General features: G+C 65.7%; 15 protein-coding genes and 1 pseudogene. 7 read left to right on the plus strand and 9 right to left on the minus strand.

Going from position 1 to position 13,702, the window contains the following annotated elements:
• Window positions 1-212 (minus strand): annotated as a pseudogene (locus VN047_RS06145) (hypothetical protein); the annotation flags it as partial.
• Between the two features lie 128 nt (window positions 213-340).
• On the opposite strand from VN047_RS06145, the gene queF reads away from it, so the two are divergent.
• A complete protein-coding gene (gene queF / locus VN047_RS06150) occupies window positions 341-811 on the plus strand; it encodes a preQ(1) synthase (protein ID WP_325541101.1) in 471 nt (156 codons plus the stop codon).
• Window positions 812-905: 94 nt separating this feature from the next.
• The gene (locus VN047_RS06155; RefSeq protein ID WP_325541103.1) at window positions 906-1,316 is read left to right on the plus strand and encodes a thioesterase family protein; all 411 of its coding nucleotides are present in this window, start codon (window positions 906-908) and stop codon (window positions 1,314-1,316) included.
• Here the strand turns inward: VN047_RS06155 and VN047_RS06160 are convergent.
• The 8 genes from VN047_RS06160 to hflK form a co-directional block, all read right to left on the minus strand.
• Window positions 1,313-1,552: a hypothetical protein gene (locus VN047_RS06160; RefSeq protein ID WP_325541105.1), complete on the minus strand. Its 240-nt coding sequence runs from the start codon at window positions 1,550-1,552 to the stop codon at window positions 1,313-1,315. The two genes, VN047_RS06155 and VN047_RS06160, sit on opposite strands and share 4 nt — an antisense overlap.
• A 92-nt stretch (window positions 1,553-1,644) precedes the next feature.
• A complete protein-coding gene (locus VN047_RS06165; protein ID WP_325541107.1) occupies window positions 1,645-2,928 on the minus strand; it encodes a cytochrome P450 in 1,284 nt (427 codons plus the stop codon).
• 55 nt (window positions 2,929-2,983) lie between these two features.
• Complete coding sequence (locus VN047_RS06170; RefSeq protein ID WP_325541109.1) at window positions 2,984-3,424, minus strand: hypothetical protein; 441 nt, start codon at window positions 3,422-3,424, stop codon at window positions 2,984-2,986.
• A complete protein-coding gene (locus tag VN047_RS06175) occupies window positions 3,421-5,016 on the minus strand; it encodes a helicase HerA-like domain-containing protein (protein WP_414712670.1) in 1,596 nt (531 codons plus the stop codon). The genes VN047_RS06170 and VN047_RS06175 overlap by 4 nt, the downstream gene beginning before the upstream one ends.
• 223 nt (window positions 5,017-5,239) lie before the next feature.
• The gene (locus tag VN047_RS06180; RefSeq protein ID WP_325541111.1) at window positions 5,240-5,608 is read right to left on the minus strand and encodes a VOC family protein; all 369 of its coding nucleotides are present in this window, start codon (window positions 5,606-5,608) and stop codon (window positions 5,240-5,242) included.
• A 115-nt stretch (window positions 5,609-5,723) separates the two neighbouring features.
• On the minus strand, window positions 5,724-7,220 hold the full coding sequence (locus VN047_RS06185; RefSeq protein ID WP_325541113.1) for a trypsin-like peptidase domain-containing protein: 1,497 nt from the start codon (window positions 7,218-7,220) through the stop codon (window positions 5,724-5,726).
• 128 nt (window positions 7,221-7,348) lie between these two features.
• Window positions 7,349-8,209, minus strand: coding sequence for a protease modulator HflC (locus tag VN047_RS06190; RefSeq protein ID WP_325541115.1), 861 nt, complete (start codon window positions 8,207-8,209; stop codon window positions 7,349-7,351).
• Window positions 8,206-9,378, minus strand: a complete 1,173-nt coding sequence (gene hflK, locus VN047_RS06195; RefSeq protein ID WP_325541117.1) for an FtsH protease activity modulator HflK — start codon at window positions 9,376-9,378, stop codon at window positions 8,206-8,208. The genes VN047_RS06190 and hflK overlap by 4 nt, the downstream gene beginning before the upstream one ends.
• A gap of 91 nt (window positions 9,379-9,469) precedes the next feature.
• On the opposite strand from hflK, the gene VN047_RS06200 reads away from it, so the two are divergent.
• From VN047_RS06200 to VN047_RS06220, 5 genes are all read left to right on the plus strand, one after another.
• The gene (locus tag VN047_RS06200) at window positions 9,470-10,447 is read left to right on the plus strand and encodes an Mrp/NBP35 family ATP-binding protein (protein ID WP_325541119.1); all 978 of its coding nucleotides are present in this window, start codon (window positions 9,470-9,472) and stop codon (window positions 10,445-10,447) included.
• Window positions 10,447-10,869, plus strand: a complete 423-nt coding sequence (locus VN047_RS06205; RefSeq protein WP_325541129.1) for a CoA-binding protein — start codon at window positions 10,447-10,449, stop codon at window positions 10,867-10,869. Before VN047_RS06200 ends, VN047_RS06205 begins: the two co-directional genes overlap by 1 nt.
• Window positions 10,866-11,462, plus strand: a complete 597-nt coding sequence (locus VN047_RS06210) for a hypothetical protein (RefSeq protein WP_325541121.1) — start codon at window positions 10,866-10,868, stop codon at window positions 11,460-11,462. Before VN047_RS06205 ends, VN047_RS06210 begins: the two co-directional genes overlap by 4 nt.
• 50 nt (window positions 11,463-11,512) lie before the next feature.
• Complete coding sequence (locus VN047_RS06215; RefSeq protein WP_325541123.1) at window positions 11,513-12,229, plus strand: SIMPL domain-containing protein; 717 nt, start codon at window positions 11,513-11,515, stop codon at window positions 12,227-12,229.
• Between the two features lie 73 nt (window positions 12,230-12,302).
• Window positions 12,303-13,702: molybdopterin cofactor-binding domain-containing protein (locus tag VN047_RS06220; protein WP_325541125.1), on the plus strand; the 1,400-nt coding region annotated here is incomplete at its 3' end.

Here is a 13,702-nt window from a genome sequence, read left to right on the forward strand (position 1 = left end):
GGCGCGACCGGGGGCAAACCGTTGTCCGAGGGCCCCTGGACGCCCGGCGACCGGCCGTCGTCGGCAGGCGGCAGGCGGAAATCGAGCGGACGCGTGGGCGAAGAGGTCGGATTACCGCTATCCTGCGCAACGACAGGCGCGCCCGCCGCCAGCATCGCCGCCGCCAGCGCAAGCGTTGCCGCCTGCTCACGCCCGAAGTTACGCACCGTCATCTTGTCCGCGATCCCAAACTACCCATATCTCGCCCGCGCCGCTGAATTGGCGCTGAACCTCGCGGCCAACCATCGCGGGAAATCATGGCCCGGATGACATTGGCCGCGCTGCGCACTAGAGCCTTTCCATGACCGATTCTACCCCTACCCCGCTCGCGCCGAAACATCTCGGCCAGTCCAGCGAACTTCCTGCCTCTCCCGAAGCGGCTGTCCTCGATTATGTGCCCAATCCGCGTGCGAGCGAACTTTATCTCGTCCGTTTCGCCGCGCCCGAATTCACGTCGCTCTGCCCGGTGACCGGGCAGCCCGATTTCGCGCATCTCGTGATCGACTATGCGCCCGGCGAAACGATCGTCGAATCGAAGAGTCTCAAGCTCTTCCTCGGCAGTTTTCGCAACCATGCGGGCTTTCATGAGGATTGCACCGTTGGCATCGGGCGCCGCCTGTTCGACGAGATGCGGCCGCGCTGGCTGCGCATCGGCGGCTACTGGTATCCGCGCGGCGGCATTCCAATCGACGTCTTCTGGCAGTCCGGAACGCCGCCCGAGGCGCTGTGGCTCCCCGATCAGGGCGTGGCGCCCTATCGAGGGCGGGGTTGATTGCTCACGCTGATGCGGGAAACGGCAGCGGAAACATGAAATCATCCGCAGTTTCATCTTTCCGTCACGAATTGTTGACACTAATGTCAACGATATGAGTAGCGCTGCCCTGCCCCACGATCATGACATCAAGGTCGGACCCGACGTCATCGACTTCATGGGGCACGTCAACAACGCCCATTATCTGAGCTGGGTGCAGGAAGCGGTGCTCGCGCACTGGCGCCATATCGCGCCGCCCGACGCGGTTGCGGCGCATCTTTGGGTCGCACTGAAGCACGAGATCACCTACCGCCGCCCCGCCTTCCTCGACGATCAGGTCATCGCGACGGTGATTCTCGAGAAGGTGCAGGGCGCGCGCGCTTTTTACGAGACGATCATCAAGCGCGGCGAGGATGTGCTCGCCGAAGTCAAATCGAGCTGGTGCTGCATAGATGCAGAAACGCTACGCCCCGCCCGCTTGGCGAGCGAGGTCGTAGCGCGTTTCTTTCCGAACGAGAAAGCTTAGCCGGGGCTGACCGGATCATCGTCGCCGTCATCGTCGACGACCAGCCAGATGCCGCCGGCGACGATCGCAAGACCGAGCACAATCGCAAGCCAGCTCGCACCTTCGAGTTCATTCTGACCGTCGGTGACCGAAACCGCATTCACACTGTTCAGCGCAGGCGCTGCCGAAGCAACCACCGGCGCAAACACGATCGACGTTGCGGCGAGAGAGACGGCAGCCTTTTTCCAGAGGTTCATTGCAAAACTCCTTTTTTAGCCAGCGAGTAACGCGGCCAGGAGGCACTTTGTTCCATCCGGGCTGCCCGGCGGTCCGCTCGCGGCGAATCGGGTCAGACCCCGAACCGGATTGGCAGGCGTTTCAGACCGCCGACGAACACCGACTCGACGCGCGCGGGCTCGCCCGCAAGCTCGAGGGTTTTCAGACGCGGCAGCAGTTCTTCCATCAGGATGCGCATCTCCATGCGCGCGAGATGCTGGCCAAGGCAAGCATGCGCGCCGAATCCGAAGGCGATCTGCTGATTCTTCTCGCGGTCGGGATCGAAGGTGAACGGATCGTCGAACACGCCCTCGTCGCGATTTGCCGAAACATAGTTCAACATCAGCCAGTCGCCTTCGCGAATCGTCTGCCCGCCGATCTCGACGTCTTCCCTCGCGCTGCGCATGAAATGCTGGACCGGCGTCGTCCAGCGGATCGCTTCGTCGATAAGCCCCGCCTTGTCGCTGTCGGCGGCGCAAAAACGTTCGAACAGCGCCGGGTTCCTCGCCAGCTCCATGATCGCTCCGGCGGTCGAGGCGCTCGTCGTGTCGTGCCCCGCGGTCGCGATGATCATATAATAGCCCGCGAGCTCGCGGTCGGGGATCTGTTCGCCGCCGACCATGGCGTTCGCGATGACCGTCGCGATATCCTCGCGCGGGTGGGCGCGGCGGTCGGCGGTCAGCGCGCCGAAATAATTCTCGAAATCGGCGATGACGAAATTGAGCATCGCGATCGCCTGTTCGGCGCTGGTGATCGCCTCGCGGCTGCGGTTCAGTTCGGGATCGGTCGACCCGAACAATTGCTGCGTCAGCATCAGCATACGCGGCTCGTCCTCGGGCGGGACCCCCAATATGTCCATGATGACGCGCAGCGGATAATTGGCCGCGACGTCGCGCGCGAAGTCGCATTGGCCGCCCGTTTCCAGCATCCGGTCGACCGTTTCGCGCGCGATCTGGCGGACGCGGTCTTCGACGGCCTTGAGATTCTTCGGCATGAACCAGCTCTGGGTCAGCAGCCGGTACTTCATGTGGTCGGGCGCATCCATCTGCACCAGCGAGCGGATCAGGTGGCCGTCATTGTTCGGTGTCGCCGCGCGTGCGATCGCCTCGCCGGCGCGGTTGGTGAGGACGGTCGGTCGCAGCCCGTTCGCGAAACGGGCCGGATCGCGGCTGATCGCCATGATATCGGCGTGACGCGTCACCAGCCAGAAGGGATCGACTTCGGGATTTTCCGCAACCGCAAGCGGCGCATTGGCGCGCGCCCACGCGAGCTGTTCGTGCAGCGATTCCCAATTGCCGTATGCGACGGGGTCGACGACGGCGGCGGCTACCTCTCCAGGCAATATCGGTTTTGTCATCGGCGGCGAAGCTGCCGCAACTCGCCCGGCGAGTCGAGTAGCAAAGTGCAACCGGTCAGGCGGCGGTCACCGGATCGGGTAGCGCCGCCTGCCATTCGGCGCGCGCCCTGCGAATCATCGCCTTCAGCGCCTCCGCCTGCTCTTGCCAGCTTGCCGCGCAACCGGCGGTCCATGCCGCCCCCGCCGCGGCGCCGAGCTCGACGACCGCCATGTCGATGAAGGCGTCATATTCGGCGATCGGCAGCGGGCCGTAGGCGCGGTGCGTGTGGACGAGTTCGGTGACCAGCGGCCAGACCCAGCTTTCGCCCTTCGCGAGCCCGAACATCATCTGCAGCGTCTCGTCGGTCATCCGCCGCGACGAAGCGTCGATCACCATGAAGCTCGCGCGCCGGTCCGGATAGGCGGCGAAGAAACGGTCGAACAGCGCGTGGCGGATATCGATCCCGGCATCGGCGACGGCAGCGAGGCTCGCCTCCATCGCCGCGATGCCTGTCATTTGAACAGGCTGCCCAATATGCCGCGCATCAACTGGCCGCCGAACTTGCCCGCAACCTGCCGGCCAAGGCTTGTCGCCGCCGAACGCGCCGCCGACTGGACCATTTTTTCGGTCATCGAGGGCTTGGCGGCTTCGCGTGCCGCAGCCCTTTCGAGCCGCAGGCGCTCGCGTTCCTCGGCCGCCTTGCGCTTCGCCTCTTCCTTGGCGGCGATCGCAGCCTGCTTGTCGGCCTCGACCTGTGCCTTTGCCTCAATCGCCGCCGCCTGTGCCTGCTCGGCCTTGGCGGCAAGCAGTTCCTCGGCGCTCTCGCGGTTGACCGGCGTGTCATATTTGCCCTCGACCGGCGAGATCGACCTGATGATCGCGCGCTCCTTGGCGTCGAGCGGACCCGCGCGCGAACAGGGCGGCTTGATCAGGGTGCGCTCGACCGGCGACGGCGCGCCATCGGCCATCAGCAACGACACCAGCGCTTCACCGACCTTGAGCTCGGTGATCTCGCGCGCGACATCGACCCTGGGATTGGGCCGGAAGGTTTCGGCAGCCGCCTTGACCGCCTTCTGATCGCGCGGAGTAAAGGCGCGTAGCGCGTGCTGGACGCGGTTGCCGAGCTGGCCCGCGACATCCTCGGGAATGTCGATCGGGTTCTGCGTCACGAAATAGACGCCGATCCCCTTCGAACGGATCAGGCGCACGACCTGTTCGATCTTTTCGGCAAGCGCAGGCGGCGCGTCGTCGAACAGCAGATGCGCCTCGTCGAAGAAAAAGACGAGCTTCGGCTTGTCGGGATCGCCGACCTCGGGAAGCGTTTCGAACATCTCGCTCAAAAGCCAGAGCAGGAAGGTCGCATAGAGCTTGGGGCTCGCCATCAGCTTGTCGGCGGCGAGAATATTCACATAGCCGCGGCCGTTTTCATCGGTGCGGATCATGTCCTGGATGTCGAGCGCGGGCTCGCCGAAGAAATGATCGCCGCCCTGGCTCTGCAGCGTCAGCAATTGCCGCTGGATCGTGCCGACGGTCGCCTTCGACACATTGCCGTATTTCGTCGTGAGTTCGTCGGCATTTTCCGCGCACCAGGCGAGCATCGCCTGCAGGTCGCCCATGTCGAGAAGCAGCAGATTCTGCTCGTCGGCGACACGAAACGCGATCGCGAGCACGCCTTCCTGCACCTCGTTGAGCCCCATCAGCCGCGCGAGCAGCAGCGGCCCCATTTCGGAAACCGTCGTGCGGACGGGGTGCCCCTGTTCGCCGAACAGGTCCCAGAAGATCACCGGATTGTCGCGATAGGCCCATTCGCTGTCGCCGATTTCGGCGGCGCGCGCAGCGAAAATCTCGTGCGTCTTTGCGGTGGGGCTGCCCGCCATCGCCATGCCGGCGAGGTCGCCCTTCACATCGGCCACGAACACCGGGACGCCGACCGCCGAGAAGCCTTCGGCGAGGCCTTGCAGCGTGACCGTCTTGCCGGTGCCGGTCGCACCCGCGATCAGCCCGTGACGGTTCGCGCGTTTGAGCACGAGCGACTGGCGCGGTCCGTCGGCCGCTCCGCCCCCGCCGAGCCCGATATAGATTTCGCTTGCCGTGCTGCCGTCGCTCACCCGCTGTCCTCCGCTTGATAACCTGCGTCGAGGGTAGAGCCACGGATCGGGTCAGGCAATCGCCAAACCGGTGCATCGGCCGATGCGGAGGCGCGAGGGGAAACCGGCGAACTTCACCCTGAAGCCGCTTTTTCGTGGCGGCGCGAAGGGTGCAAACGGACGAGGAGGGGCATATGCCTTTCGGCGCTTAGCCACCCCAAAACCGCCATTGCCCCCGCAGTCTTCACCCCATGATGAAGGCGTTGAGCTTGTTGCCGTCGGGATCACGGAAATAGCCGGCGTAAAATCCTTCGCCGCGCGGTCCCGGAGGACCCTCGCAGGTTCTGCCGTTCGCAAGCGCGATGTCGTAGAGGCGGTGGACCTGTTCCTTGTCCTTTGCCTGCAACGCGACCATCACGCCGTTGCCGACCGAAGCGGCGTTGCCGTCAAACGGCTTGGTCAGGCCGATTCCCGCACCGCCGTCCGGCTTGCCCCAGGCGATGAAGGTTTCATATTCCATCATCCGCGGCGTTTCGAGTTCGGCGGCAATCGCATCGTAGAAAGCGGCCGCCCGCGCAATATCGCTCGTTCCCAGCGTCACATAACCGATCATGATCCATTCTCCCGATTCGTTGACCCGAACATAATAAGAACACCTTGACCGCAGGACAAAGAAAAAGGGCGCCCGGCCCGAAGCCGGACGCCCGTTTTGTTCAGCGCCGACGCGCCTATTTGCTGACGCGAACCGCGATAAAGGCCGACGGGCCGCCGCGGCGCAGGATTTCAAGCAGCACCGCGTCGCGGCCCGCCTTCTTCGCGTCGGCGACCGCCTTGGCGAGCGCATCGCTGGTCGCCACCGGTGCGCGGTTGACGCTGAGGATCACATCGCCACGGCGCAGGCCCTTGCGGCCCGCGTCGCTGTTCGCCGACGCGGCTCCGATCACCAGCCCCTTGGTTCCGGCATCGACCCCCACCGCGCGGGCGATGTCGGGCGTTACCACCTGTACCGACAGGCCGAGCGCTTCCTGGATCGTCTTGTCGGCGGCACCGGTCGGATCCTCGGGAACCGCCTGTTCGTCCTCGGGGTCGAAGTTCGTGCCCGCCAGCTCGCTCTCGGGCGGGCGCGTGCCGACGACCGCATTGAGGGTCATCGTCTTGCCGTCGCGGATAACCTCGATCGGGATGCGCGTTCCGGGCTTGGTGTTCGAAACGATGTACGACAGGGTCTGCTGCGGCGTGACGTCCTTGCCGTTGACCTTGGTCACGACGTCGCCGCGCTTCAGCCCGGCCTTCGCCGCCGCCTGATCTTCTTCGACGCGCTGGACGAATTCGCCGCGATCCTTGGGCAGGCCGAGCGCCGCCGCCAGATCCTCGTCGACGGGCGCAATGCCGATGCCGAGATAGCCGCGCTGGATCTTCTCGCCCGAACGCAGCGCGTTGATCACCGGGATCGCCGCGTCAGCGGGGATCGCGAAGTTGACGCCGATGTTCGCGCCGACGGGCGAAATCAGCATGTTGTTGATGCCGACGACATTGCCCTGAAGGTCGAACAGCGGGCCACCCGAGTTACCGCGGTTGATCGCGGTATCGGTCTGGATGTAGCGGTCGTAGGCGCCGCCACTGCCGAGGTTGCGCTGGACCGCCGAGATGATGCCCGCGGTTACCGTCGAGCCGAGGCCGAGCGGGTTGCCGATCGCGACCACCCAGTCGCCGACACGCGCCGAACTGCTGTCGGCGAACTTCACGAAGGGAAGCCCGCCCGCGTCGATCTTGAGCAGCGCGAGGTCGGATGCGACGTCACGGCCGACGATCGTCGCCTTATATTCCTTCTGGTTGGTCAGCGTCACCGTGACCTGGTTCACCTCTTCGCCGCGCGGGCCGCCCGAGATGACGTGGTTGTTGGTGACGATATAGCCGTCGGCCGAGATCAGGAAACCCGATCCGCCGCCCTGCTGTTCCTGCGTGATCGGCTCACGCGTTCCGGCAAAGGGATTGAGCCGGACGCCGAGCGTCACTTCCTGCTTGGTCGAGATGTTGACCACCGCGGGCTGGAGCTGCTCGACGAGGTCGGCGAAGCTTTCGGGCGCGCCCGACCTGGGGACGACCTTGGCGATTTCGCTTTTTTCATTCTGCGCGACCTGCGCGCCGACCGGGGATTGGGTGACCAGCGCCAAGGCGGTGCCACCCGCCAGCAAGGCCGAAGTGATGCCATATACGTAACGCACGATCGAAATTCCTTTTCTCTTGCGAAAAACTCTTAAAGTCCCGGCTGCGGCTGTCTGCGGCTGGATGGCTGAACGGCATTTGAACATGAACGGAGGTTGCACGCACCGTTCATGCTCGCATCCTCCGGTCAGTCACCCCGGAAACGGCGCAGATAATCGCTGTTCGGCGACAGGATGATCGAATTGTCGGCCCCCTTCGACGCGTCGCCGAGGAAGGTTTGCCGGTAACTCTGCATCGCCCGGTAGAAATCGTAGAACTGGGCGTCCTTGCCATAGCTTTCGGCATAGATGCGCGCCGCTTCGGCATCGGCGTTACCGCGGATGATCTGCGCTTCCTTCTGCCCCAGCGCGCGGATCGAAACCGATTCCTGCTCGCGCGCCGATCGCATGCGGTTGAACGCCGCCTCGAGCGGAACGCCGGCGGGAAGGTCGGCGCGCTTGATCCGCACGTCGATCACCTCGGCGCCATAACGCTTCGCCTCGCGGTTGAGCGCGTTCTGGATGTTGGTCATCACATTGCCGCGCTCGGCCGACAGCAACGAAGCGAAGCTGCGCTTGCCGAGTTCGTTGCGCAGCGACGATCCGAGAATCGACGTCAGCTGGGCCTTCAGATTCTCCTCGCTGCGGATCGACGTATAGGTCCGTGCCGGATCGATGATGCGGAACCGGGCGAAGGCGTCGACTTCGAGCAGATACTGGTCGGTCGTGAGCACGCGTTCGTTCTGCATGTTCGCGCCGAGGATGCGCTTGTCGAAGAACACCACCGAATCGATGACCGGAATACGCGCGAGCAGGCCCGCGCCGGCACTGCCGAAGCGTTCGTTCGCGTGATATTTGTTCACCACGCTGTTGATCTGGCCATAACGGATGACGATCGCCTGCTTGTCCTCGGGGATGATGACGAGCGTCATCGCGGCGATCACCAGCGCGACGAGCAGGATGAAGATCAGCCGCAGCGGCCGGCCGAAAAGGCTGTCGAAGATGTTCATCGGCCGCCCTCCACCGTAGCTGCAGCCGTCGCCGGCGCTTCCGCAGCGCGGCGGCGCAGTTCGGGGAGCGGAAGATAGGACGTCACCCCGCCCGATTCGACGATCACCTTGTCCACCGGCGCCAACACCTGCTCCATCGTTTCATAATAAAGCCGCCGCTTCGTCACTTCGGGCGCCAGCTTGTACTGTTCGTAGATCTTGTCGAACGCCGCCGCCTCGCCGCGCGCGCGTTCGAGCACGGTGTTGGCATAGGCCTCGGCGTCGTTGATATTCGATTCGCGTTCCTGCTGCGCCGCGGTCACCTTGTTGAAGGCGTCGGTCACCTGTTCGGGCTGGACTGCGCGCTGTAGCTGGATCGCCTCGATCGTCACGCCCGCCCGATAGCGGTCGAGCAGCTGCTGCATACGCGCGCGCACCTCGCTCTCGATGCTCGCGCGGCGCGGGCCGATCGCGTCGGTCAGCGTGTAGTTCGCGACCGTCGCGCGCATCGCGCTTTCGGCGACCTCGCGGATCGTGTTTTCCTGATCGGCGATCTGGAACAGATACTGGTGCGGGTCGCGGACGCGCCAGCGCACCTCGTAACCGAGGTTGATGATATTCTGGTCCTGCGTCAGGACGAAGTTCTGCGATTCATTGCTCGTTGCGCCGATCTTGAGCTCGCGGATCGACTGCACATCCTCGATCTGCGCGCGTTCGAACGGATCGGGCAGCTTGAAATTGATGCCGGGCCCCATGGTGCGCGAATAGCTGCCGAGCGTCGTTACGACGCCGGCCTGGCCTTCGCCGATGATCCTTACCGACGAAAAGCCGATCCACAGGATCACCGCGGCGAGCAGACCCCATTTCCAGAGGCGCGCCGATTCGGGCAGATTCACACCGCCGCCCCCGCCCGAACCGCCGCCGCCGAAACCGCCGCGCCCCTTGCGCAGCAGTTCGTCGAGAGCCGACGGACCACGCGGTTTCTGCGCGCGCCGCTGGTCGGCGGGATCGGGCGTGACCCACGGGTTACGCGGGCCAGGTTTCTTGCCGTCGCCCTTCCCGTCGTCATCGCCGCCCTTGCCGGGGCCGCTGCCCCACGGGCTGTTCGCCATCTGGCTGATCTGATGGAAAAATTGCCGCAATCCTCTCGGGCTGCGGCGTCCCATGCTGCCGTCAATCTTGTCGTTCATAAGGCTTTTATAGGGGCGATGGGCGCGATTAACAGGGGGTGCGCGTGAAAATGGCTGGCAAACCGACGGATCATGCCTATCTGGCCGGGACATGACCGACACCGCTCCCCTCGCCAGCATCGCGACCGACCTGACCGGCGGACGCACCTCGGGCCTCCGTTTTCTCGACGATTCGGGGACGCTCGCGATCGTCCTCGACGTCACGGGGCTCGCCGCCGAAGACCGGGGGCCGCTCGAGGACAAGCTCCGCGCCGGCCTGCTCGGAAAACCGGGCGTGCATGAAGTACGCGTCGCGATGACCGCCGAGAAGAAGGCGATGACGCTCATCGCGGTGGGCAGCGGCAAGGGCGGCGTCGGCAAATCGACGCTCGCCGCCAACCTCGCCGTCGCGCTGCACCGTCTGGGTGTGAAGGTCGGGCTCGTCGACGCCGATATCTACGGCCCGTCGCAGCCGCGACTGATGGATAGCGAGGGCGTGAAGCCCGAAGCGCGCGGATCCAAGCTCGCACCCGTCCCCAACGCCTATGGCGTGCCGATGCTGTCCACGGGCCAGATCGCGGCGCCCGGACAGGCGATCGCGTGGCGCGGCCCGATGGCGGGCAAGGCGCTCGAACAACTCGTCGACGCGAGCTGGGGCGATATCGACACGCTCGTCGTCGACCTGCCGCCGGGTACCGGCGACGTCCAGCTGACGATGATCCAGAAGCACAAGCCTGCCGGCGCGGTGATCGTGTCGACCCCGCAAGATCTCGCGCTGATGGACGCGACCCGCGCGATCAGCCTGTTCGAACAGGCCGGCGTGCCGATCATCGGGCTGGTCGAGAATATGGCGGGATATGCCTGTCCGCATTGCGGCGAGCTCAGCGACCCGTTCGGAAACGGCGGCGCCGAGGCGGCAGCGAAGACAATGAGCCTCGACTTCCTCGGCCGCGTGCCGCTGTCGATCGGCGTCCGCCTCGCGAGCGACGGCGGGGTTCCGCCGGCGGCCGGAACCGATCCCGCCGGTGAACCATTCCATGCGATAGCGGCGAAAGTGGCCGACTGGCTACAGGCACGAAAGAGGAAATGATGGCGATCAACGACGAAGGTGAAATTCGCGAACTCCTGTCCGGCCCGCGCCGCATTGCCGTCGTCGGCGCCTCGCCCAATCCCGCACGCGCATCGAACGGCGTCCTCGCCTTCCTCGTCCGCCAGGGCCATGACGTGATCGCGGTCAACCCCGGCCATGCCGGATCGACGATCCACGGCGCCCCCGTCGTCGCGACGCTTGCCAATGTCGAGCCGCCAGCCGACATCGTCGATATCTTCCGCAACAGCGCCGATGCCGGCGCCGCGGTCGACGAAGCGATCGTCCATGGTGCGAAGGCGGTGTGGATGCAGATCGGCGTCATCAACGAAGCCGCGGCCAAACGCGCCGAAGCGGCGGGGCTGACGGTGGTCATGGACCGCTGTCCCAAGATCGAAATTCCGCGGCTCGGCCTGCTCAAATGAGGGCCGCGCTGCCGTTGCTCGCCGCGACTGCGCTGGCGGGCTGTGCAACGAAGCCTGCCGCCAGCAACCCGCAGGACGCTTTTTTCGACGCACTTTCGGCGCGCTGCGGCAAGGCCTATGCTGGCCGCCTCGCGAGCGATCAGGAGGCCGACGCCGAGATGCGCGGCAAGGCGATGGTGATGCACATTCGCCATTGCACCGCCGACCGGATCGAGATCCCCTTTCACATCGACGGGCTCGGCCCCGATGGCGGCTGGGACCGGTCGCGCACGTGGATCGTCAGCCGGACCCCGGCCGGTCTTCGCCTGAAGCACGACCATCGCCACGCCGACGGCACGCCCGACGCAGATACGCTGTACGGCGGCGATACGGCGGATGCCGGCACGGCGACACGGCAGAGCTTTCCCGTCGATGCCGAATCGATCGCGATGTTCGAGGCGACCGGCCGCGGCGTTTCGACCACCAATATCTGGTCGATCGAGACCACCGCCGCCGGCTTTACCTACGGTCTGAATCGCGAAGGACGGCATTTCCGTGTCGCGTTCGACTATGCCAAACCCGTGGCGCCGCCGCCCGCTCCCTGGGGCTGGTAAGGAACCGTTCCCCCCGTCATACGCTAAGGAGCCAGGACGGGAGAAATCATATGCGCTGCCAGACCCTTATGCTGTTTCCGCTGTTCGCGCTCGGCGCGTGCGGCGACAGGCCGGCCGATCCGCGCGGGGTCGAGCATGACGAAACCCTGCTCTCGGTCTCGGCGACCGGCCGCTCCGAAACCAGGCCCGACGAGGCGCGCTTTACCGCCGGGGTCAGCACGATCGCGGCGTCGGCGGAGGAAGCGACGCGGCGCAATAACGAGACGATGACAAAGGTGACCGAGGCGCTGAAGTCGTTCGGCGTCGCGGCAAAGGACCTTCAGACCCGCCAGCTCACCGTCAACCGCATCGACTGGGGTGCGAACAAGGGCAAATATGAGGCGGTCAATCAGGTCGAGGTGCGGATGCGCGCGGTCGACAAGGCGGGCGAGGCCGTCGCCGCGACGACGCAGGCCGGCGCCAATGTCCTGTCGGGGCCGACGCTGCGCGTGTCCGATCAGGAAGCCGCGACCAAATCGGCCTACGCCGCCGCCTATCGCGCGGCGCGGGCGCGCGCCGAAGCCTATGCAGGAGCCGCCGGGTTGAAGATCGACCGGGTGCTGGTCATCCGCGACGGGGGCGATCGCGCGCCGCCGATGCCTTATTACGAGATGGACGCCGCCGCCAATCAGGCGGCGCCGCAGACCGCAGCCGCCCCGCCCTTCAACCCCGGCGTCAGCGAATCGCAGGTTTCGGTGCGCGTCGATTTTGCGCTGTCGGAAAAATAGCAGACCGGGCGCGCCCGCCCGAAAGGCCGATTTTCTTTGCGCCGATTCGCCCGCCTGACTATCAGCGGCGGGCATGGCCGGCATTCGCGACACTGTGGGGAAAGGGAGCGGCAGACCGCACGTCAGCCGCCGCCGGATTCTGGTCGGCGCGACCGCGGCGGGCGGGCTCGCGATCGCGTGGAGCCTGTGGCCGCGCGATTACCGGCCGAACCTCTCCACCGCGCGCGACGAACATATTTTCAACGCCTTCCTCAAGATCGGCGACGACGGACATATCAGCGCCATCGTCCCGCAGTGCGAGATGGGTCAGGGCGTCACGACGCTGCTGCCGCAGATCATGGCCGACGAACTGGGCGCCGACTGGCGGACGATCGCAGTCGAAACCGCGCCGATCAACCCGCTCTACACCAATACGCTGCTCGTCGACGAAGATAGCGCAGTCTTTACTCCGCGCGCGGGTGTTCCCGATTTCGTATCCGACGTGCGCAGCTGGGCGCGCCGCGAATGGGCGGTGCGCCATGCGGTGATGCTGACCGCGAACAGTTCGTCGGTGCGGATGTTCGAAGCGCCGTGCCGCGCGGCAGCGGCGCAGGCGCGCGCGCTGCTGATGATGGCGGCGGCGAAGCGCTGGGATGCCGACTGGGAACAGTGTGACACGCAGGACGGGTTCGTCATTTTCGGTAAGAAGAGGCTCCGCTTTGGCGACGTTGCCGCGGCTGCCGCCTTGCTCGAGCCGCCCGCCGAGCCCGTCTATCGCGCGAGCAGTCCGGACCCGCTCTACGGCAAGGAACTGACCCGGCTCGACCTGCCGGCGAAGATCGACGGGTCGGCCAATTATGCGGGCGACATCCGCCTGCCCGACATGGTCTTTGCGGCGATCCGGCAGGGGCCGCTCGGTGCCACGCGGCTGAAGAGCATCGACCGCAAGAAGGGGATGGCGTCGCCGGGGCTGCTCAACGTCGTGACGCACGATCGCTGGGTTGCCACGGTCGCGCGCAACTGGTGGGCCGCGAACCGCGCGCTCGATCGCTTCGCCCCCGTGTTCGAGACCGCTGGGACGCCGGTTTCGACGGGCGGCATCGACAAGGCACTGGAAACGGCGCTGAAGGGCGAAGGCTATCGCATTTCGGGCAAGGGCGATGTCGACGAAGCGATGCGCGGGCGAACGAAGGTCGCCGCCGAATATGCCGTCGCGCCCGCGCTGCACGCGCCCATCGAAACGCGCACCGCGACCGCCGCGCCCGACGGTGCTCGGGTGCGTGTCTGGGTCGCAACGCAGGCGCCCGCGCAATGCCGCGAGGCGATCGCACGTGCGACAGGGCTATCCGTGGCCGACGTCATCCTGTTCCCGATGATGGCCGGCGGTTCGTTCGATGCGTGCCTCGACCATAGCGTCGCGGTGCAGGCGGCGATCGTCGCGCTCGAGGTCAAGCGGCCGGTGCAGCTCGCCTGGTCGCGCGCCGAGGAGATCAT

The sequence above is a fragment of the Sphingopyxis sp. genome (genome assembly GCF_035565275.1).
GTDB lineage: Bacteria > Pseudomonadota > Alphaproteobacteria > Sphingomonadales > Sphingomonadaceae > Sphingopyxis.